This is a genomic window from Cellulomonas sp. Root137, from assembly GCF_001426725.1.
Lineage (GTDB): Bacteria > Actinomycetota > Actinomycetes > Actinomycetales > Cellulomonadaceae > Cellulomonas.
The window spans coordinates 288,609-306,948 of record NZ_LMFG01000002.1; the positions used below are offsets into that span (position 1 = coordinate 288,609).

The 18,340-nt window shown below is 74.0% G+C and carries 14 protein-coding genes; 6 read left to right on the plus strand and 8 right to left on the minus strand.

The window, feature by feature from the left end:
• Positions 1 to 40: 40 nt before the first annotated feature.
• Entirely contained in the window at positions 41 to 1,786 is a 1,746-nt protein-coding gene (locus ASD18_RS13830) for a long-chain fatty acid--CoA ligase (protein ID WP_369817300.1), read from the minus strand.
• Positions 1,787 to 1,847: 61 nt separating this feature from the next.
• A complete protein-coding gene (gene valS, locus ASD18_RS13835; protein ID WP_056092945.1) occupies positions 1,848 to 4,475 on the minus strand; it encodes a valine--tRNA ligase in 2,628 nt (875 codons plus the stop codon).
• Between the two features lie 174 nt (positions 4,476 to 4,649).
• Between valS and ASD18_RS13840 the strand changes: the two genes are divergently transcribed.
• Together ASD18_RS13840 and ASD18_RS13845 are read left to right on the plus strand one after the other, a co-directional pair.
• The gene (locus ASD18_RS13840) at positions 4,650 to 8,498 is read left to right on the plus strand and encodes a Pls/PosA family non-ribosomal peptide synthetase (protein ID WP_056092947.1); all 3,849 of its coding nucleotides are present in this window, start codon (positions 4,650 to 4,652) and stop codon (positions 8,496 to 8,498) included.
• The gene (locus tag ASD18_RS13845) at positions 8,495 to 9,823 is read left to right on the plus strand and encodes a M1 family metallopeptidase (protein WP_200938615.1); all 1,329 of its coding nucleotides are present in this window, start codon (positions 8,495 to 8,497) and stop codon (positions 9,821 to 9,823) included. The genes ASD18_RS13840 and ASD18_RS13845 overlap by 4 nt, the downstream gene beginning before the upstream one ends.
• On the opposite strand, the gene ASD18_RS13850 is transcribed toward ASD18_RS13845, so the two are convergent.
• Positions 9,780 to 10,487: a 4'-phosphopantetheinyl transferase superfamily protein gene (locus ASD18_RS13850; RefSeq protein WP_162251751.1), complete on the minus strand. Its 708-nt coding sequence runs from the start codon at positions 10,485 to 10,487 to the stop codon at positions 9,780 to 9,782. The two genes, ASD18_RS13845 and ASD18_RS13850, sit on opposite strands and share 44 nt — an antisense overlap.
• A 66-nt stretch (positions 10,488 to 10,553) precedes the next feature.
• On the opposite strand from ASD18_RS13850, the gene ASD18_RS13855 reads away from it, so the two are divergent.
• On the plus strand, positions 10,554 to 11,570 hold the full coding sequence (locus ASD18_RS13855) for a TIGR03557 family F420-dependent LLM class oxidoreductase (RefSeq protein WP_056092955.1): 1,017 nt from the start codon (positions 10,554 to 10,556) through the stop codon (positions 11,568 to 11,570).
• Positions 11,567 to 12,334, plus strand: a complete 768-nt coding sequence (locus tag ASD18_RS13860) for a coenzyme F420-0:L-glutamate ligase (protein ID WP_056092958.1) — start codon at positions 11,567 to 11,569, stop codon at positions 12,332 to 12,334. The genes ASD18_RS13855 and ASD18_RS13860 overlap by 4 nt, the downstream gene beginning before the upstream one ends.
• Here ASD18_RS13860 and ASD18_RS13865 read toward each other — a convergent pair.
• Complete coding sequence (locus tag ASD18_RS13865; RefSeq protein WP_056092961.1) at positions 12,318 to 12,896, minus strand: HhH-GPD-type base excision DNA repair protein; 579 nt, start codon at positions 12,894 to 12,896, stop codon at positions 12,318 to 12,320. The genes ASD18_RS13860 and ASD18_RS13865 overlap by 17 nt on opposite strands.
• A 36-nt stretch (positions 12,897 to 12,932) precedes the next feature.
• On the opposite strand from ASD18_RS13865, the gene cofC reads away from it, so the two are divergent.
• On the plus strand, positions 12,933 to 13,535 hold the full coding sequence (gene cofC, locus ASD18_RS13870; protein ID WP_082574059.1) for a 2-phospho-L-lactate guanylyltransferase: 603 nt from the start codon (positions 12,933 to 12,935) through the stop codon (positions 13,533 to 13,535).
• Between the two features lie 9 nt (positions 13,536 to 13,544).
• Positions 13,545 to 14,594 (plus strand): putative zinc-binding metallopeptidase, encoded by a 1,050-nt coding sequence (locus tag ASD18_RS13875; RefSeq protein WP_056092964.1) that lies wholly within the window; start codon positions 13,545 to 13,547, stop codon positions 14,592 to 14,594.
• Here the strand turns inward: ASD18_RS13875 and cofD are convergent.
• The 4 genes from cofD to ASD18_RS13895 are packed head-to-tail and all read right to left on the minus strand — an operon-like array spanning position 14,591 to position 18,307.
• A complete protein-coding gene (cofD, locus tag ASD18_RS13880) occupies positions 14,591 to 15,544 on the minus strand; it encodes a 2-phospho-L-lactate transferase (RefSeq protein ID WP_056092969.1) in 954 nt (317 codons plus the stop codon). The genes ASD18_RS13875 and cofD overlap by 4 nt on opposite strands.
• On the minus strand, positions 15,541 to 16,311 hold the full coding sequence (locus ASD18_RS13885) for a putative F420-0 ABC transporter ATP-binding protein (protein WP_056092972.1): 771 nt from the start codon (positions 16,309 to 16,311) through the stop codon (positions 15,541 to 15,543). Before ASD18_RS13885 ends, cofD begins: the two co-directional genes overlap by 4 nt.
• Positions 16,302 to 17,321, minus strand: a complete 1,020-nt coding sequence (locus tag ASD18_RS13890; protein WP_200938616.1) for a putative F420-0 ABC transporter permease subunit — start codon at positions 17,319 to 17,321, stop codon at positions 16,302 to 16,304. The genes ASD18_RS13885 and ASD18_RS13890 overlap by 10 nt, the downstream gene beginning before the upstream one ends.
• Positions 17,318 to 18,307 (minus strand): putative F420-0 ABC transporter substrate-binding protein, encoded by a 990-nt coding sequence (locus tag ASD18_RS13895; RefSeq protein WP_056092973.1) that lies wholly within the window; start codon positions 18,305 to 18,307, stop codon positions 17,318 to 17,320. The genes ASD18_RS13890 and ASD18_RS13895 overlap by 4 nt, the downstream gene beginning before the upstream one ends.
• Between the last annotated feature and the right edge of the window lie 33 nt (positions 18,308 to 18,340).

Here is an 18,340-nt window from a genome sequence, read left to right on the forward strand (position 1 = left end):
AGCGGGTCTGAGCCCCCTCGAGTGCGGACGTCGCGTGTGGTCAGTCGGTGCTGCGGGTGTCGGTGTAGAGGGTGTCGATGTCCGCGGCGAAGTCCTTGAGCACCAGGGCGCGCTTCACCTTCATCGACGGGGTGAGGTAGCCGTTCGTCTCGGTGAAGTCCGTGGTGAGCACCCGGAGCTTGCGGATGGACTCGGCGCGCGAGACGGCCTCGTTGGCGCGCTCGGAGGCACGGTCCAGCGCCTCGAGGACCGCGGGGTTCGTCGCGGCCTCGTCGACCGACATGGCCGGGAGACCGTGGTTGGACAGCCAGCCGGGGAGCATGTCCGCGTCGAGCGTGACGAGCGCGCCGATGAACGGCCGCTGGTCGCCGACGACGACGACCTGGCTGACCAGCGGGTGCCCGCGCAGGCGGTCCTCCAGCACGGCGGGGGCCACGTTCTTGCCGCCCGCGGTGACGATGATCTCCTTGGTGCGGCCGGTGATCCGCAGGCACCCGGCCTCGTCGATCGTGCCGAGGTCGCCGGTGCGGAACCACCCGTCCACCAGCGCCTCGGCGGTGGCCTCGGGATCGTGCCGGTAGCCCCGGAACACGTGCGGGCCGGAGACGAAGATCTGGCCCTCGTCGTCGACCCGCACGGCCGTGCCGGGGTATGCCGGCCCGACGGTGCCGATCGTCGTGACGCCGGGGCGGCTGACGGTCGTGGCGGCGGTCGTCTCGGTGAGGCCGTAGCCCTCGAGCACCTCGACGCCGATGCCCCGGTAGAAGTGCCCGAGCCGCTCGCCCAGGGGTGCGCCGCCGGAGATCGCGAACTCGGCACGCCCGCCCAGCGCCGCCCGGAGCTTCGAGTGCACCAGCCGTCCCGCGAGGGCGTGCCGGGCTCGCAGGCGAGGGCCCGGGCCGCCGGTCTCCAGCGAGCGGGAGTAGTCCTCGGCGGCCTTGGCGGCCCAGCGGAAGAGCTTCAGCTTGGTCCCCGAGCCGGCCTTCTGCTCCGCCGAGTTGTAGACCTTCTCGAAGACGCGGGGCACGGCCAGGATGAAGGTCGGCTGGAACGTCCCGAGGTCCGCGAGCAGGTTCTTGGCGTCCGGCGTGTGACCCAGGACGGCGCCGGAGGGCACGCAGAGCACCTGGATGAACCGCGCGAACACGTGCGCGAGCGGCATGAACAGCAGGGTGCGCGAGTGCGGCATCGCGACGACGTCGCCCAGCCCGGCGACCCCGTTGCGGGTGATCGCGACGAAGTTCCCGTGCGTGAGCTCGACGCCCTTGGGCCGGCCGGTCGTGCCCGACGTGTAGATGACGGTCGCGAGGTCGTCCGCGCGGGCCAGCGCGCTGCGCCGCCGGATCTCCTCGTCGGGGACCTCGGTCCCGGCCTCGACCAGCGTCGCGACCGCGCCCTCGTCGATGACCAGGACCTCGCGGAGGCCCGGGAGGTCGTCACGGACCTGGGCGACGACGGCGGCGTGCTTCGCGGTCTCCACGAGCGCGAGCCGGACCCCGGCGTCGGCCATGATCCAGCGGACCTGCTCGGCCGACGACGTCTCGTAGACCGGCACGCCGAGCGCGCCCGCCGCCCAGCAGGCGAAGTCGAGCAGCGTCCACTCGTAGCGCGTGCGGGACATGATCGCGACGCGGTCGCCGGGCTGGACGTCGCGCGCGACCAGACCCTTGGCCACCGCGGTGACCTCCGCGTCGAACTCGGCGACCGTCACCGCGGTCCAGGCGTCGCCCACCAGTCGCTCCGCGAACACCCCGGAGGGGTCGCGCAGCAGCCGCGCCGCGAGCATGCCGGGGATGCTGTCGGCGGGGTCCAGCTCCACCAGGGACTCGGACCGTGACTCGCGCACGTCAGGCCTTCGGAGCCGGCGGGACCAGCACGGCGTCGCGTGCCACGCACGTCTCGCCGTCACCGTCCACCAGGGTCAGGGTTCCGGTGACGCGGCCGGCCGCCCGGATGTCGTCGAGCGACGCCTCGATGCCGGGTCGCAGCCCGGCGGGCACGACGAGCTCGACCGAGGTGATCTCGGTGCGCATCGACAGCTTGGCCTCGGACTTCACCTTGCGGAGCGCGGTGAGCGCCGAGCCGGCGGCACCGACGACGGCGGGGTCGGCCGAGGTGCGCAGCGGCTCCGCGGACGGCCATGTGGCCCGGTGCACCGATCCCTCGCGCCACCACGACCAGACCTCCTCCGTGGCGAACGGGAGCACCGGCGCGAACAGGCGCAGCAGCACGTCCAGGGCGATCGCGAGGGCCGCACGTGCGGACTCGGTCTCCGGCGACGGGTCGCCGTACGCGCGGTCCTTGACCAGCTCGAGGTAGTCGTCGCAGAACGTCCAGAAGAACGTCTCGGTCAGCTCCAGCGCGCGCGTGTGGTCGTACGCGACGAGGGCCGCGGTGGACTTGTCGACGACGTCCGCGAGGCCGGCCAGCATCGCGCGGTCGATCTCCACGGTGACCAGCGACGGGTCCAGGGCGAGCGGCTCGTCGGCGGCACCGAACGAGAGCGCGAACTTGGAGGCGTTGAGCACCTTGATGGCCAGGCGGCGGCCGATCTTCATCTGGCCGATCTCGAACGCCGCGTCGGTGCCGAGCCGAGCCGAGGCCGCCCAGTACCGGACCGCGTCGGACCCGTGCTCCTCCAGCAGGCCCATGGGGGTGACCACGTTGCCCTTGGACTTCGACATCTTCTTGCGGTCCGGGTCCAGGATCCAGCCGCTGATCGCCGCGTCCGACCAGGGCAGCGAGCCGTGCTCCAGGTGCGAGCGGACCACCGTGGAGAACAGCCAGGTGCGGATGATGTCTTGGCCCTGGGGGCGCAGGTCCATGGGGAACACGCGGCTGAACAGGTCCGGGTCGGTGCGCCAGCCGCCGACGATCTGCGGGGTCAGGGAGCTGGTGGCCCAGGTGTCCATGATGTCGGGATCGGCCGCGAACCCGCCGGGCACGCCGCGCTGCTCGGCCGTGTAGCCGGCGGGCAGGTCGGAGGACGGGTCGATGGGCAGCTGGTCCTCGGACGGCAGCAGTGGCTTGTCGTGCTGCGGCTCGCCGTGCTCGTCGAGCGGGTACCAGACCGGGAAGGGCACGCCGAAGAACCGCTGGCGGGACACGAGCCAGTCGCCGTTGAGGCCGCTGACCCAGTTCTCGTAGCGGACCTTCATGAAGTCGGGGCTGAACCCCAGCTGGGCGCCGCGGGCGAGCAGCTCGTCGCGCAGGGCCTCGTCGCGCCCGCCGTTGCGGATGTACCACTGGCGGCTGGTGACGATCTCGAGGGGCTTGTCGCCCTTCTCGTAGAAGTTCGCCTTGCGCTGGGTGGTGACGGGCTCCCCGTCCAGGTCCCCGGTCTCGCGGAGCCCGGCGACGACGGCCTCGCGGGCGGAGAACGTGGTCTTGCCGGCCAGCTCCTCGTAACGGGCGCGCGGGCCGTCGCCCACGAGCCAGTCCGGGGTGTCGCGCAGGATGCGGCCGTCGCGGCCCACCACCGAGCGCGTCGGCAGCTGGAGCTCGCGCCACCACTGCACGTCCGTGAGGTCACCGAACGTGCAGCACATCGCGATGCCCGCGCCCTTGTCGGGCTCCGCCAGCGTGTGCGCCAGGACGGGGATCTCCACGTCGAACAGGGGGGAGCGGACCGTGGTGCCGAACAGGTGCTGATAGCGCTCGTCGCCGGGGTGCGCGATGAGGGCCACGCAGGCCGGGAGCAGCTCCGGACGGGTCGTCTCGATGTAGACCGGACCGTCGGCACCGTGGAACGCGACCCGGTGGAACGCACCCGGGTAGTCGCGGGCCTCGAGCTCGGCCTGCGCGACCGCCGTCTGGAACGTCACGTCCCAGAGCCCGGGGGCCTCGGCCTGGTACGCCTCGTCGCGCGCGAGGTTGCGCAGGAACGCCTGCTGCGCGACGGCCCGGGACTCGGCGGACACCGTCTGGTACGTGCGCGACCAGTCGACCGAGAGGCCGAGCCGGCGCCAGAGGGCCTCGAACAGCCGCTCGTCCTCGACGGTCAGGCGCTCGCACAGCTCGACGAAGTTCTTGCGGCTGACCGGCAGCTGGGGACCGGACTTGCCCTCGCCGCCCTCGAACGGGGGAGTGAACTCGGGGTCGTACGGCAGCGACGGGTCGCACCGCACGCCGTAGTAGTTCTGCACGCGACGCTCGGTGGGCAGGCCGTTGTCGTCCCAGCCCATCGGGTAGAACACCTCGCGGCCGCGCATCCGCTGGAACCGGGCGACGACGTCGGTGTGCGTGTACGAGAAGACGTGGCCGACGTGCAGCGAGCCCGACACCGTGGGCGGGGGCGTGTCGATCGAGTAGATCTGCTCGCGCGTGGCCGTGCGGTCGAACGCGTACAGGTCCTGGGCGGTCCATGCCTCGTCCCAGCGGTCCTCGACACCGTCGAGGGAGACCCGGTCCGGTACCTGCCGCGTGCCCGTGAGAGTCGTGGGTGCGTCGGGCAGGGTGAAGGCGTCGGAGCTCATGGTCCGACATCTTCCCAGATCGGCGGGCCTCCACGCTCCGGCGACGATCAGGCGAACAGTCGGTGAACGAGGGCGGTCCGGGTGCGGCGCGCCGCCGCGCCGGTGCGAGGATCGCCACTCGCCGGGTCGTGAGCGCATGATCGGGAGGACACGAGCGGGCGGGGAGGCTGGGCGATGTCTGCCGAGGGGTTCCTCCGGTCCGGCCGGGCACCTGCACCGCGCACGCTGCTGGACGTCCTGGAGGGCACCGTCGCCGTGCACGGGGACGCGCAGGCCGTCGACGACGGCAGCACGGTCCTGACCTATCGGGAGCTGTCCGAGGCTGTCCGGGCGTCCGCGGCCGGTCTCGCGGGCGTGGGCATCGGGCCCGGCGACCGCGTCGGTGTGCGCATCCCGTCGGGCACGGCGGAGCTCTACACGGCGATCCTCGCGGTGCTGGCGGCGGGGGCGGCCTACGTGCCGGTCGACGTCGACGACCCCGACGAGCGCGCCCGGACCGTGTTCCGGGAGGCCGGGGTCGCCCGCGTGCTGACGGAGGGGGACCTGGCGACCCTGCGGACGCGCGCGGAGCGACGCCGTCCGGGGCTCGACGACGACGCGTGGATCATCTTCACCTCGGGCTCGACCGGCGCACCGAAGGGGGTCGCGGTCACGCACCGGTCGGCCGCCGCGTTCGTGGACGCCGAGGCGCGGCTGTTCCTCCAGGAGGCGCCGCTCGGCCCGGGAGACCGCGTGCTGGCGGGGCTGTCCGTGGCGTTCGACGCGAGCTGCGAGGAGATGTGGCTCGCGTGGGCGCACGGCGCCTGCCTCGTCCCGGCGCCGCGGGCGCTGGTGCGCACGGGCATGGACCTCGGCCCGTGGCTGGTGGCGCAGGGCATCACCGTCATCTCGACCGTGCCGACGCTCGCGGGGCTCTGGCGGTCCGAGGAGCTGGCCGGTGTGCGGCTGCTCATCTTCGGCGGCGAGGCCTGCCCGCCCGAGCTCGTGGCGCGGCTGGTGGGGGAGGGTCGCGAGGTCTGGAACACCTACGGGCCGACGGAGGCGACCGTCGTCGCGTGCGCGGCGCTGCTGACCGGCGACGGCCCCGTGCGCATCGGGCACGCGCTCGACGGGTGGGACCTCGCCGTCGTCGCGCCCGACGGGACCCAGGTCGAGGAGGGCGGGCTGGGCGAGCTGATCATCGGCGGCGTCGGGCTCGCGCGGTACCTCGACCCGGTCAAGGACGCGGAGAAGTACGCGCCGGCCGAGCCGCTGGGTTGGGGGCGGGCGTACCGCAGCGGGGACCTGGTGCGGTACGAGGCCGAGGGGCTGCTGTTCGTCGGGCGCGCGGACGACCAGGTGAAGGTGGGTGGCCGCCGGATCGAGCTGGGCGAGGTCGACTCCGCGCTGCTCGGGCTGCCCGGCGTGGCGGGTGCGGCCGCGGCCGTCCGGCGGACCCCCGCAGGCACCTCGGTGCTCGTCGGGTACCTGGTGCCCGAGCCCGGCATCACGCTGGACCTGGCCGACGCCCGGCACCGGCTCGTGGGGTCGCTGCCGGCCGCCCTGGTGCCGCTGCTCGCACCGGTGGAGTCCATCCCGACGCGCGGCTCGGGGAAGGTCGACCGCGACGCGCTGCCGTGGCCGCTGGAACGGGCTGCCACCGGCTCGTCGGCGTCGGCGCCGCCCGTCGGCCTCACCGCGACCGGGGAGTGGGTGGCGGAGCGCTGGACGGCGGCGCTCGGCGTCACGGTCGCCGGCCCGCGCGACGACTTCTTCTCTGCCGGCGGCGGCAGCCTCGTGGCCGCGCAGCTGGTCAGCGCCCTGCGCGAGCGCTTCCCGACGGTCACGGTCGCCGACGTGTACGAGTACCCCCGGATCGGGGACCTGGCGCGCCGGCTCGACGAGTTCGAGCCGACCGCCGCCGCGGAGACGCGCGTGGTCGCGCCGACCCCGCTGCGGGCGCAGGTGCTGCAGACGGTGCTCGGCCTGCCGCTCGCCGCGCTCGTCGGGCTGCGCTGGCTCACCTGGCTGCTGGTCGCGGACGCGGTGCTCGTCGCGACGACGGGCGCCGCGTGGGTGCCGGTCGTGCCCGGGGTGTGGTGGTGGGTGGCGCTCGGCTGGCTGGTGCTCCTGAGCCCGCTCGGGCGGATGGGGACCACCGTGCTCGTCGCCCGGACGCTGCTGCAGGGACTGCGCCCCGGCCGGTACCCCCGGGGCGGGTCGGTGCACCTGCGCCTGTGGTTCACCGAGTCCTGGGCGGCCGCGGCCGGCGCCGAGAACCTCTCGTGCGCCCCCTGGACCGCGACGTACGCGCGGGCGCTCGGGGCGACCGTCGGCAAGAACGTCGACCTGCACGCGCCGCCGCCGGTCACCGGGCTGCTCACGCTCGGCAACGGGTGCTCGGTCGAGCCCGAGGTGGACCTGCGCGGGCACTGGCTCGACGGCGACGTGCTCCGGGTCGGACGCGTGCGGATCGACAAGCGCGCGACGGTCGGCACCCGCAGCACGCTCGCGCCCGGCACCCGCGTCGGCGCCTGGTCCGAGGTCGCCCCCGGCTCCGCGGTCCTGGACTCCGTGCCGCCCGGCGAGCTGTGGGTGGGGTCTCCGGCGGTGTTCGACGGGCCGGCCCGGCGGCACTGGCCGCGCGACCGCGCGCCACGGGCGCGCCGCTGGGTGGCGATCTACGGGGCGACCGCCGCGGCGCTCGCGGCCCTGCCGGTCGTCGCCGTGCTGTGCGGGCTCCTGGTCGTCGGCGTGGCGCTGCGCGGGGCCACCACCCAGGCCGAGGCGGCGGTCGACGCGCTGCGCGCGGTGCCGCTGGCCGCGGTCACGGTGGTCGTGGTGCTCGCGCTCGTCACGCTCGCCGCGGTGCGGCTGCTCGGACTGGGGTTCCGCGAGGGGTACCACCCGGTGCACAGCCGCGCGGGCTGGCAGGTGTGGGCGACGCTGCGGTTGATGGACGACGCCCGCACCACGCTGTTCCCGCTCTACTCCAGCCTCGCGACGCCGGTCTGGTTGCGGCTGCTCGGGGCGGACATCGGCAAGGACGTGGAGGCGTCGACCGCCCTCATGCTCCCCACCCTCACGACGGTCGGCGAGGGCGCGTTCCTCGCCGACGACACCCTGATCGGCTCCTACGAGCTCGGGCACGGCTGGCTGCGGGTCGAGCGGAGCAAGGTGGGCAAGCGTGCGTTCCTGGGCAACTCGGGGATGATCGCCCCCGGCCGCACGGTGCCCAAGCGCGGTCTGGTCGCGGTGCTCTCGGCGACGCCGGAGGACGCCCGGGCGGGCACCAGCTGGCTCGGCTCGCCGCCGGTGCGGCTGCGACGGACCGCCGGCGAGGCCGACGACGCACGGACGTTCGCTCCGCCGACGCGCCTGCGGGTGGCCCGTGCGCTGGTCGAGCTCTGCCGGATCGTGCCCGTGATCTGCACCGTCGGGCTGGGCGTGCTCGTCCTGCTGGCGCTCCAGGCGGTGCTCGACGCCCGCGGGCTCGGGGCGGCCGCCGCGCTCTCCCCGCTGGTCGTGCTGGCCGCCGCCCTCGTCGCGTGCGCGCTGGCGACGGTGACGAAGTGGCTGCTCGTCGGCCGGCTGCGACCGGGCGACCACCCGCTGTGGAGCTCGTTCGTGTGGCGCAACGAGCTGGCCGACACGTTCCTCGAGGTGGTCGCGGTGCCGTGGCTCGGACCGGCCACGATCGGCTCACCGGCGCTCACGGTCTGGTTGCGGACGCTCGGCGCCCGGATCGGCCGCGGGGTCTGGTGCGAGACGTACTGGCTGCCCGAGGCGGACCTGGTCAGGCTCGGCGACGCCGCCACGGTCAACCGCGGCTGCGTGCTGCAGACACATCTGTTCCATGATCGGGTGATGAGCATGGACACGGTGGAGCTGGGACGCGGCGCGAGCCTCGGCCCGCACGGGGTGGTGCTGCCCGCGGCGAGCCTCGACGACGGCGCGCGGGTGGGGCCGGCGTCCCTCGTGCTGCGCGGCGACACCATCCCCGCGGGCTCGCGCTGGACCGGGAACCCGGTGGCCCCGGCGTGACGCAGCCGCCCGAGGACCCCTACCTGCCCGGCAGGCCCGACGGGGGTCTGAACGTGGACCGGTACGAGCTCGACCTCGACTACCGCGTGGCCACCAACCGGCTGGACGCCCGCGCGGTGCTGCACGCCCGCGCCACCCGTCCGCTGGACCGCGTCTCGGTGTCCCTGCACGGGTTGCGCGTCACCGGGGTCCTGGTGGGCGGGAAGCGGCCGGAGCGGTGGACCCATCGCGACGGGCGGATCGCGATCCGGCTGGGTCGGGCGGTCGACGCGGGTACGAGCCTGCCGATCGAGGTGCGCTACAGCGGGCAGCCCGGTCCCGTGCGCGGGCCGTGGGGCGAGGTCGGCTGGGAGGAGCTCGAGGACGGGCTCATCGTGGCGGGCCAGCCCGACGGGGCACCCACCTGGTTCCCGTGCCACGACAGCCCGGCGGACAAGGCGAGCTTCACGGTCACGGTCACGGCGGAGGCCGGCTACGAGGTGCTCGCCAACGGGTCCCTGGTCTCCCGCACGCCGCGCGCCGGACGCACCCGGTGGGTGTACGACCAGCCGGAGCCCATGGCGCCCTACCTCGCCACGCTCCAGGTCGGACGCTACGAGCGGGTGCCGACGAGCCTGTCCACGCAGGTGCTGGTTCCGCCCCGGCTGCGCGCCGCCGCGCTGCACGACCTCGACCGGCAGCCCCAGATGATGGCGCTCTTCGAGCATCGGTTCGGCCCGTACCCGTTCGCGGGGTACACGGTCGTGGTCACCGACGACGACCTCGAGATCCCGCTCGAGGCGCAGGGGCTCGCCGTGTTCGGGGCGAACCACATGGACGGCCGGCGAGGCTCGGAACGGCTGGTGGCGCACGAGCTCGCGCACCAGTGGTTCGGGAACAGCCTGACCGTCGGGCGCTGGCGGGACATCTGGTTGCACGAGGGCTTCGCGTGCTACGCCGAGTGGCTCTGGTCGGAGCAGTCGGGCGGGTGGAGCGCCGACCGTCACGCCCGGTCCGCGCGCGCCCGTCTGGCGGCGCTCCCGCAGGACCTGGTCATCGGCGACCCCGGACCCGACGGCATGTTCGACGACCGGCTCTACAAGCGCGGCGCGCTCACCCTGCACGCCCTGCGGCTCGCGGTCGGGGACGACGCGTTCTTCGCCGTCCTGAGGACGTGGACCGCGCGCCACCGGCACGGGACGGTGAGCACCGAGCTGTTCGTCGCGTGCGCGTCGGAGGTGTCCGGGACCTCGGTGGCCCTGCTCGTGGAGGCCTGGGTCTACCGGCCGGCCCTGCCCGAGCTCAGTGCCGTCCGGCCAGGTGCACCTGCGTCACCCGCACGCTGACCGGGCCGGCTGCCCGCACGGCCAGAGCGCCGATCGCCCCGTCGGTCGGGTCGAGGTCCTGCAGGTGCCACGGTCCGGCCGGTCCTCGCGCGATGCGCGGGGGCTCGCCGCCGGGCCCGAGCACGAGGCTGCGCGGGTCGACGTCGAGCCCGCGGCCGACGGCCTTGAGCACGGCCTCCTTGCGCACCCAGGTGCGCAGTCGTGCCTCGTCGTCGACCCCGCGGGCCTCGTCGGCGGCGAGCACGACCTCGTCGAACCCGTCGAACACGTGGTCGGTCCGGCGTTCGACGTCGATGCCGACCTCGTCCGTGCGAGTCGTCACGACGACGACGGTCCCCGCGGTCCGGGCGAGGCTCAGGTGGGGGACTGCGGTCCAGTGCGCGTCGTCGGGCACGCTGCGCCACGACGCGCTCGGCCGACCGTGCGCGCGGCTCCCGCAGCGGGGGCAGCGCCGGTGCAGCTCGACCGATCCGGCGGTCACCCCGGTCCACGAGCCGACCGCGGTCCGCGCCAGCAGCAGGGACGACGCGATCCCGTCCCGCGCCTCCGCGGTCCGGAGGGTCCCGACGCGGTCGCGCTCGCCGGGCGTCAGGGCGCCGACGAGCTCGTCGACGGGGACGGTGTGCGCCCAGTGCACCTCGATCGGCAGGGCGTCCTCGCTCACGGGCATCATCCTGCCTGGTCCCGCGGTTAGGGTGATCGACGACGAGGGCCCACGAAGGAGCAATGGATGGCAACGGTCACGGCGGACGGCCTCACGGTCGGGTACGCGGCGATGCTCGAGCAGTTCCACCCGACCGAGGCGGTCGCGCTGTCCGCCCACGCGGAGGCCCACGGGTTCTCCGGGGTCATGGCGGCCGACCACTACCAGCCGTGGGTGCCGGCGCAGGGTCAGGCGGCGTTCGTCTGGAACGTGCTGACCGCCCTGGGCGAGCGCACGACGGGCGACATCGGCCCCGGCGTCACCGCACCGACGTTCCGGTGGCACCCCGCGATGGTCGCGCAGGCGTCGGCCACCCTCGCCGCCATGTACCCGGGCCGGCACTGGCTCGGCCTGGGCTCCGGTGAGGCGCTCAACGAGCACATCATCGCCAGCTACTGGCCAGAGGCCCCCGAGCGGATCAACCGCATGTTCGAGGCCATCGACATCATCAAGAAGCTGTTCGCGGCGTCGATCGCGGGCAAGGACGTCAAGCACGCCGGGCAGTTCTACAAGCTGGAGTCCACGCGCCTGTGGACCATGCCCGAGGTCGCCCCCGAGATCCTGGTCGCGACGGCCGGTCCCGTGACCGCCAAGCGCGCGGGCCGGCTGGCCGACGGTCTGATCACGGTCGGTGCACCGCTGGAGAAGATCTCCGGCCTGTTCGGCAAGTTCGACGAGGGCGCGCGCGAGGCCGGCAAGGACCCCGAGTCGATGCCGAAGGTGCTGCAGCTGCACCTGTCGTGGGCCGAGACCGACGAGCTGGCCCTGGCGCACGCGATGCACGAGTGGCCCAACGGCGGCATGAAGTTCCCCAAGGCCGACATCCGCTCGCCGTTCGACTTCGAGCAGATGGCCAAGCTGGTGCGCCCCGAGGACTTCGAGGGCCGGATGGTCATCTCGGCAGACCCCGACAAGCACCGCGCGGAGATCCAGAAGTACGTGGACCTCGGCTTCGACCGCATCTACCTGCACAACGTCGGGCGCAACCAGCGCGAGTGGATCGAGACGTTCGGGGCGGACGTGCTGCCCAACCTGGTGCGATGAGCTCGCGCCTCGAGGTCTGGGCGCCCGACGGCCTGCGGGAGATCGCTCCCGGCGACGACCTGGTCGCGCTGCTGGCGGAGCTGCTCCGCGACGACCCGCCCGTCGACGGCGACGTCCTCGTGCTCACGTCGAAGGTCGTCTCCAAGGCCGAGGGCCGGGTGGTGTCGGCCGACGACCGCGAGCAGGCGATCACCGACGAGACCGTCCGCGTCGTCGCCACCCGCGAGCACGCCTCGGGCGTGACGCGGATCGTCGAGAACCGGCTCGGCCTCGTCATGGCCGCAGCCGGCGTGGACGCGTCGAACACCCCCGAGGGCACCGTGCTGCTGCTCCCGCTCGACCCGGACGCGTCCGCGCGGCGGCTGCGCGCAGGCCTGGCGGCGACGTTCGGCGTCCGGGTGGGCATCGTGATCACGGACACTGCCGGGCGGCCGTGGCGGCAGGGCGTCACCGACATCGCGATCGGCGCGGCGGGGCTCGTCGTGCTCGACGACCTGCGCGGTCAGGTGGACTCGTTCGGCCGGCCGCTGATCATGACGCAGGCCGCGGTGGCCGACGAGATCGCGTCGGCCGGCGAGCTGGTCAAGGGCAAGGCCGAGGGGCGGCCGCTGGCCGTCGTCCGAGGACTCGGGCACCTGGTGACCGACGACGACGGTCCGGGTGCGCGCGTGCTGGTGCGGCTCGGCGACGAGGACATGTTCCAGCAGGGCAGCGCCGAGGCGTACTCGCAGGGCTGGAAGGACGCCCTCAGGGGCCAGCCGTAGCCTTCGCGGCCGCCTTCGCCGCCTGCTTGGTGGCCCTGACCTCGCTCAGCGAGACCGGGTCGGTGACGTCCGCGATGGACCGCCGCGCCCCGGGCTCCCCGTAGGCGCCGGCGGCCTCGGCCCAGCCGGTGGGCTGGACGCCACGCTGCTTGCCGAGCAGCGCCAGGAAGATCCGCGCCTTCTGGTCCCCGAACCCCGGCAGCGCCTTGAGGCGCTTGAGCACGGTCGGACCGTCCGGGTCGCCGTCGGTCCACAGCCGCGTGACGTCGCCGTCGTAGTCGCGCGCGACCGCGGCGGCCACCGCCTGGATCCGGCCGGCCATCGAGCCCGGGTAGCGGTGCACCGCGGGCGGCGTCGCGCAGAGGGCGGCGAACGTCTCGGGGTCGGCCTCCGCGATGCGGTGCACGTCCAGGCCGTCCATGCGGGCCGCGATCTTGGCGGGTCCCGCGAAGGCGGACTCCATGGTGACCTGCTGGTCCAGGAGCATGCCGATGAGCAGCGCGAACGGGTCGTCGGTCAGGAGCTGGTCGGCGGTCGGGTCGCCGGTGAGCCAGAGAGTCATGACGGCATCCTCTCGCGAGTAGGGGAGGATGCGCCGGTGCGATGGGTCGTGGTGGTGCCGGTGAAGCCGGCGGCGGACGGGAAGACGCGGCTGGCGGGCGTGCTGTCCGCGTCCGCCCGGGAGCGGCTGGTGCGGGCGATGGCGCTCGACACGATCGCGGCCGCCGTCGCGACCCCCGGTGTGGTCCGCGTGGTCGTGGTGACGGGCGACGTGCCGCTGCGGACGCTGCTGGCCGGGACGGTCAGCCTCGTCGACGAGCCCGGCAGTGGGCTGAACGGTGCCGTCCGCGCAGGGATCGAGCGCGCGGCAGGCGCCGACGTCGGCATCGCCGTGCTCCTCGGTGACCTGCCGGCCCTGAGGCCCGACGAGCTCGCGGACGCCCTGAGCATGGCGAGCGCCCACGAGCGCGCGTTCGTGGCCGACGCCGACGGGACCGGGACGACGGTGCTCGCCGCGCTGCCCGGCGTGGTGCTCGACCCGCAGTTCGGGTCGGGGTCGGCGGCGGCGCACGAGCTGGCCGGGCACGTCCGCCTGGCGGTCGTCGCGACGTCCTCCGTCCGTCGCGACGTCGACGTCCCGGACGACCTGACCGAGGTGCAGCGGCTCGGCGTGGGTCCCGCCACCCGTGCCGTGCTCTAGCGTCGACGCGTGCGCCTCTTCCGTTGCCCCCGCTGCGGGAACGTGGCATTCATCGAGTCCCTGGCCTGCGACGGCTGCGGGCTCGAGCTGGGCCTGCACCCGCCGACGCTGACGATGCGCGCGGCGCCCGCACAGGGCACCGACGTCGACGGCTCGTGGTGGTTCCCGTGCGCCAACAGGCTCTGGGAGTGCAACTGGCTCGCGGCGGCCGACTCCGGCTCGGGGCAGTGCATCTCCTGTCGGCTCACCCGCACCCGGCCGAGCAACGACGACACCCTCGCGCTCGAGAAGCTCGCGACCGCGTCCGGCGACAAGCGCCGGCTGCTCGTCCAGCTCGCCGACCTCGGGCTGCCGATCACGCCGTGGTACGACCGGACGGGCGGGCTCGGGTTCGACCTGCTCTCGTCGCGGTCGAACGGCGCCCGGGTCACCATCGGGCACGCCAACGGGATCGTCACCATCGACCTGGCGGAGTCCCTCGACGCGCATCGCGAGGCCCTCCGGATCAGCCTCGGCGAGCCGTACCGCACGATGCTCGGGCACTTCCGGCACGAGGTGGGCCACTACTACGAGTGGATCCTCGTCGAGCAGACGGGCTGGATCGACGAGTGCCGGACGATCTTCGGCGACGAGCGCACGTCGTACCGCGACGCGATCGCCCGCCACTACGCCACCGGAGCGCCGCGCGACTGGGCGGAGAGCTTCATCTCCGAGTACGCCACGATGCACCCCTGGGAGGACTTCGCGGAGTGCTTCGCCCACTACCTCCACCTGACCGGCACGCTGCAGACCGCGGCCGGCGGCCGGCTGACCGTGCAGATGGAGGGGGTGCCGCAGATCGCCGACGGTGAGGTGAGCCCGCGGCCGAGCTACGCGGACGCGACGATGGCGGAGATCCTTGCCGACTGGCTCCCCGTCTCGACGTTCCTCAACCGCGTCAACCGTGCGATGGGCAAGAGCGACCTGTACCCGTTCACGATCGCCGAGCCCGTCGCCCGCAAGCTGGACTTCGTGCACCGTGTCGTCACCGCGTCGCGCGTCCAGCAGCCGCTCGGCTAGCGCAGGGCGCCGACCAGGGCGAGCGCGTCCGCGGCGATGCGGGCGGTCGTCGGCACGTCGGTCATGAGGGTGTTCGCCGAGCCCGCCGCCCAGCCCTCGGACTCCAGCGCGTGGGCCGCGTCGGCGTCCCTGTCGTCGACGAGCCACGCGTCCAGCACGCCGTCCGGCCGCCGACCGTAGTGCCGCGCGACGGCGAGCGCGCTGGTCTCGACGCCGATCGCGGTCAGGCAGGCATCGGCCATCCCGCGCACCGGCGCGCCGCCGATCACCGGGCTGATGCCGACCACCGGCGCGGCCGTCGTGCGCAGGGCGTCGCGGATGCCGGGGATCGCGAGGATCGTGCCGACGGAGACCACGGGGTTGGACGGCGGCACGACGACCACGTCGGCGTCGGCGATCGCGGCGAGGACACCGGGGGCGGGGGTGGCCGTCGCGAGATTCGTCTGGACGAAGCGTGCAGCGGGCAGCGCCGCACGGTGGCGGACCCACCACTCCTCGAAGTGCAGGTCGCGGCCGTCCGCGGTGAGGACGTGCGTCTCGACCTCGTCGTCGGTCATCGGCAGGAGCGTCACGCCCGGTGCCCAGCGCTCGGCGAGGCGGGCCGTGACCTGCGACAGCGGCAGCCCGCCGCGGAGCAGCTCGGTCCGGGCCAGGTGGGTGGCCAGGTCGAGGTCCCCGAGCGTGAACCACTCCCAGCCGAGGCCGTACGCGGCCAGGTCGTCGCTGGTCCGGCGGCTCTCGTCGCGCCGACCCCAGCCCTGCTCCTCGTGCACCGCGTCGCCGAGCGTGTACATGAGCGTGTCCAGGTCGGGGCAGACGCGGACCCCGTGCAGCCACATGTCGTCGCCGGTGTTGGCGATCACGGTGATGCCGGCGGTCGGGACGAGGGCGCGCAGGCCGCGGGCGAAGCGTGCGCCGCCGACCCCGCCGGACAGGACGGTGATCTTCATGGGGACCTCGTCGGCTCGTGGAACGCGATCACCGGTCTACCGGTGCGCGGGTGCTCGAGGATGTCGGCCTCGACGCCGTAGACCGCCCGCAGCAGGGCCGGGGTCAGCACCTCGCGCGGGTGCCCGGCCGCGGCGAGGTGCCCGTCGGCGAGCACGAGGACGTGCTCGCAGAACGCGGCGGCGAGGTTGAGGTCGTGCAGCGCGGCGACCGTCGTCGTGCCGAGATCCCGGACGAACGCCAGCAGGCTCAGCTGCGCGCTCACGTCGAGGTGGTTGGTGGGCTCGTCGAGCAGCAGGAGCTCGGGCTCCTGGGCCAGCGCACGGGCGATCTGCACCCGCTGGCGCTCACCGCCGGACAGCGAGGACCAGGGACGCTCGGCCAGGTGGTCCGCCTGCGCGCTGACCAGAGCGCGGTCGATGGCGGCGTCGTCCGGGTCGGTGCCCCACAGGCTGCGGTACGGGATCCGGCCGAGCGAGACGACCTCGCGGACCGTGAGCGGGACGGTGCTGGTCGACTCCTGCTCGAGCACGGCGATCCGGCGCGCGCGCGCCTTGCGCGGCAGCTCGTGCACGGCGGCGTCCTCGACGAGCACCGCGCCCTTCTCCGGCGGCAGGAGGCCCGCGATGAGGCGCAGCAGGGTCGTCTTGCCGGCGCCGTTGGGGCCGAGCAGGCCGGTCAGGTGACCGGCGGGCGGGGTGGCGTCGATGCCGTCCACCACCCAGCGACCGCCGAGCCGGGTGCCGACGCCGTCGAGGGTCAGGTCCATGCCGACCCCTTCCCGCGCCGCAGCAGGTAGGCGAAGACCGGGACGCCGATCAGCGCGGTGACGATGCCGACGGGCAGCTCGCGCGGGTCGAACACCGTGCGAGCGAGGGTGTCCGCCCAGATCAGGAAGACCGCGCCGCTCAGCGCCGCGACCGGGAGGAGCCGGCGGTGCGCGGGACCGGTCAGCGAGGACACGGCGTGCGGGAGGATCAGGCCGACGAAGCCGATGGCGCCGCTGACGGCCACCATCGCGCCGGTGAGCAGGGCGACGACCGTCATCAGGGTCCAGCGCGTGCGGTCGACGTCGATGCCGAGGGCCGCCGCGGAGGTGTCCCCGAAGGCGAACGCGTCGAGCCGCGTGGCACTGACCACGAGCACGCTGCCCACCGCCAGCACCGCGACGCCGGCGATGGCCACGGAGCTCCAGGTCGCGCCGGCCAGCGAGCCCAGCAGCCAGTTGAGGATCTCCCGGTAGGAGTCGCCGGTGGCGGTCCAGAAGATGACGAAGCTGGTGCCGGCGGCGGCCATCTGGGATACCGCCAGGCCCGCCAGGACGGTCCGACCCGGGGACAGGGTGCTCCCGGAGCGGGCGAGCGCCAGGGTCGCGACGAGGGCCAGGAGGGCACCCGCGAAGGCCGCGACGGGCAGGAGCAGGCCCACGCCGACGACGAGCACGGCCACCGCACCCAGCGACGCGCCCGACGACAGACCGAGCAGGTACGGATCAGCCAGCGGGTTGCGCGTCAGGCTCTGCATCACCGCGCCGGCGAGGGCGAGCCCCGCACCCACGGCCGCGGCCGTGAGCACCCGGGGGAGGCGCAGGTCCCAGACGATCGCGTCGTGCAACCGGGGAACGGCCTCGACCGGCAGGCCGAGGTGGCCGGCGACGCTCCGGGCGACCTCCGCGACCCCCAGGTCTGCGGGCCCGATGGTGACCGTGACCAGCACGGTCACGACGAGGGCGGCCAGCCCCGCGAGGACGAGCAGGGCCAGGGGCGTCCGGGCCTTCACCCCAGCTCGGCGAGCTGCTCGTCGAGCGACGCCACGGCCTCCGCGTTGCGCACCCCCGCCTCGCCCGCCGCGAACGGGACGGTGAGGTACCGCTTCTCGCGGACGGCGGTGAGCTGGCTCGTGGCGGGGTTCGCCTCGAGCAGCCCGATCTTCTTCTCGGCGGTGTTCCAGGCGGCGTCGACGAGCACGATGACGTCCGGGTCCGCCGCGACGACCTGCTCCCAGCCGGCGGACGTCCACGTGTCGTGCACGTCCGCGAAGATGTTGGTGAGGCCGGCGGCGTCCATGATCATCTGCGGTGCACCGATGCCGGCGCCGACGTACGGGGTGTCCGAGCCGGAGCTGTACCAGAGGGCGGTCGTCTCCTCGGCGGGCTGCTGCGCACCGTCGAGGGTGGCCTCCTGCTGGGCGATCAGCTCCTCCGCGCGCTCCGGCACCCCAAAGACCGCCGCGACCTCGCGGATCTCGTCGGCGACCTCGTCGAACGTGAGGGGGTCAGGCATGTAGCCCTCCTCCTTGCACGCCGCCGGGGACACGTACGTGCCGATGCCGAGGTCGTGCAGGGCGGTGCGCTCGCCGGCGCCGTCGGCCGAGAAGTTGGACTCCCAGCCGGCGTAGACGAAGTCCGGCTCGAGCGCGAGCAGCGCCTCCTGGCCGGGCACCTTGTCCGAGACCACCGGGATCGCCTCGTACGCGGCCGAGAAGTCCGCCGGGACCGGGCCGTCGGCGAACGCCGTCCCGATGATCAGGTCCTCCAGCCCCAGCGCCAGGAGCATCTCGGTGGCGGTCGACTTGATCGTGACGACCTTCGTCGGCGGGGTCTCGATCGTGACCTCGGTGCCGCAGTTGTCGAGCGTGACCGGCGAGAACGTGGCGCTGGCGCTCGCGGTCTCGGTCGGCACCGACTCCGGGGTGCTCTGGGCCGAGCACGCCGAGAGCGTCAGGGCGACGACGGCGAGGGCGAGGACGGGACGGGTGCTGCGCATCGAGAAGGCTCCGGGGGTCGGCGACGGGCGCGC

Bases quoted from the DNA above. Each gene is read 5' to 3' on its own strand.
- ASD18_RS13830 (WP_369817300.1), bottom strand. From the start codon at position 1,786: ATGCTCGCGGCGCGGCTGCTGCGCGACCCCTCCGGGGTGTTCGCGGAG.
- valS (WP_056092945.1), bottom strand. From the start codon at position 4,475: ATGAGCTCCGACGCCTTCACCCTGCCCGACGCACCCACGACTCTCACG.
- ASD18_RS13840 (WP_056092947.1), top strand. From the start codon at position 4,650: ATGTCTGCCGAGGGGTTCCTCCGGTCCGGCCGGGCACCTGCACCGCGC.
- ASD18_RS13855 (WP_056092955.1), top strand. From the start codon at position 10,554: ATGGCAACGGTCACGGCGGACGGCCTCACGGTCGGGTACGCGGCGATG.
- ASD18_RS13860 (WP_056092958.1), top strand. From the start codon at position 11,567: ATGAGCTCGCGCCTCGAGGTCTGGGCGCCCGACGGCCTGCGGGAGATC.
- ASD18_RS13865 (WP_056092961.1), bottom strand. From the start codon at position 12,896: ATGACTCTCTGGCTCACCGGCGACCCGACCGCCGACCAGCTCCTGACC.
- cofD (WP_056092969.1), bottom strand. From the start codon at position 15,544: ATGAAGATCACCGTCCTGTCCGGCGGGGTCGGCGGCGCACGCTTCGCC.
- ASD18_RS13885 (WP_056092972.1), bottom strand. From the start codon at position 16,311: ATGGACCTGACCCTCGACGGCGTCGGCACCCGGCTCGGCGGTCGCTGG.
- ASD18_RS13895 (WP_056092973.1), bottom strand. From the start codon at position 18,307: ATGCGCAGCACCCGTCCCGTCCTCGCCCTCGCCGTCGTCGCCCTGACG.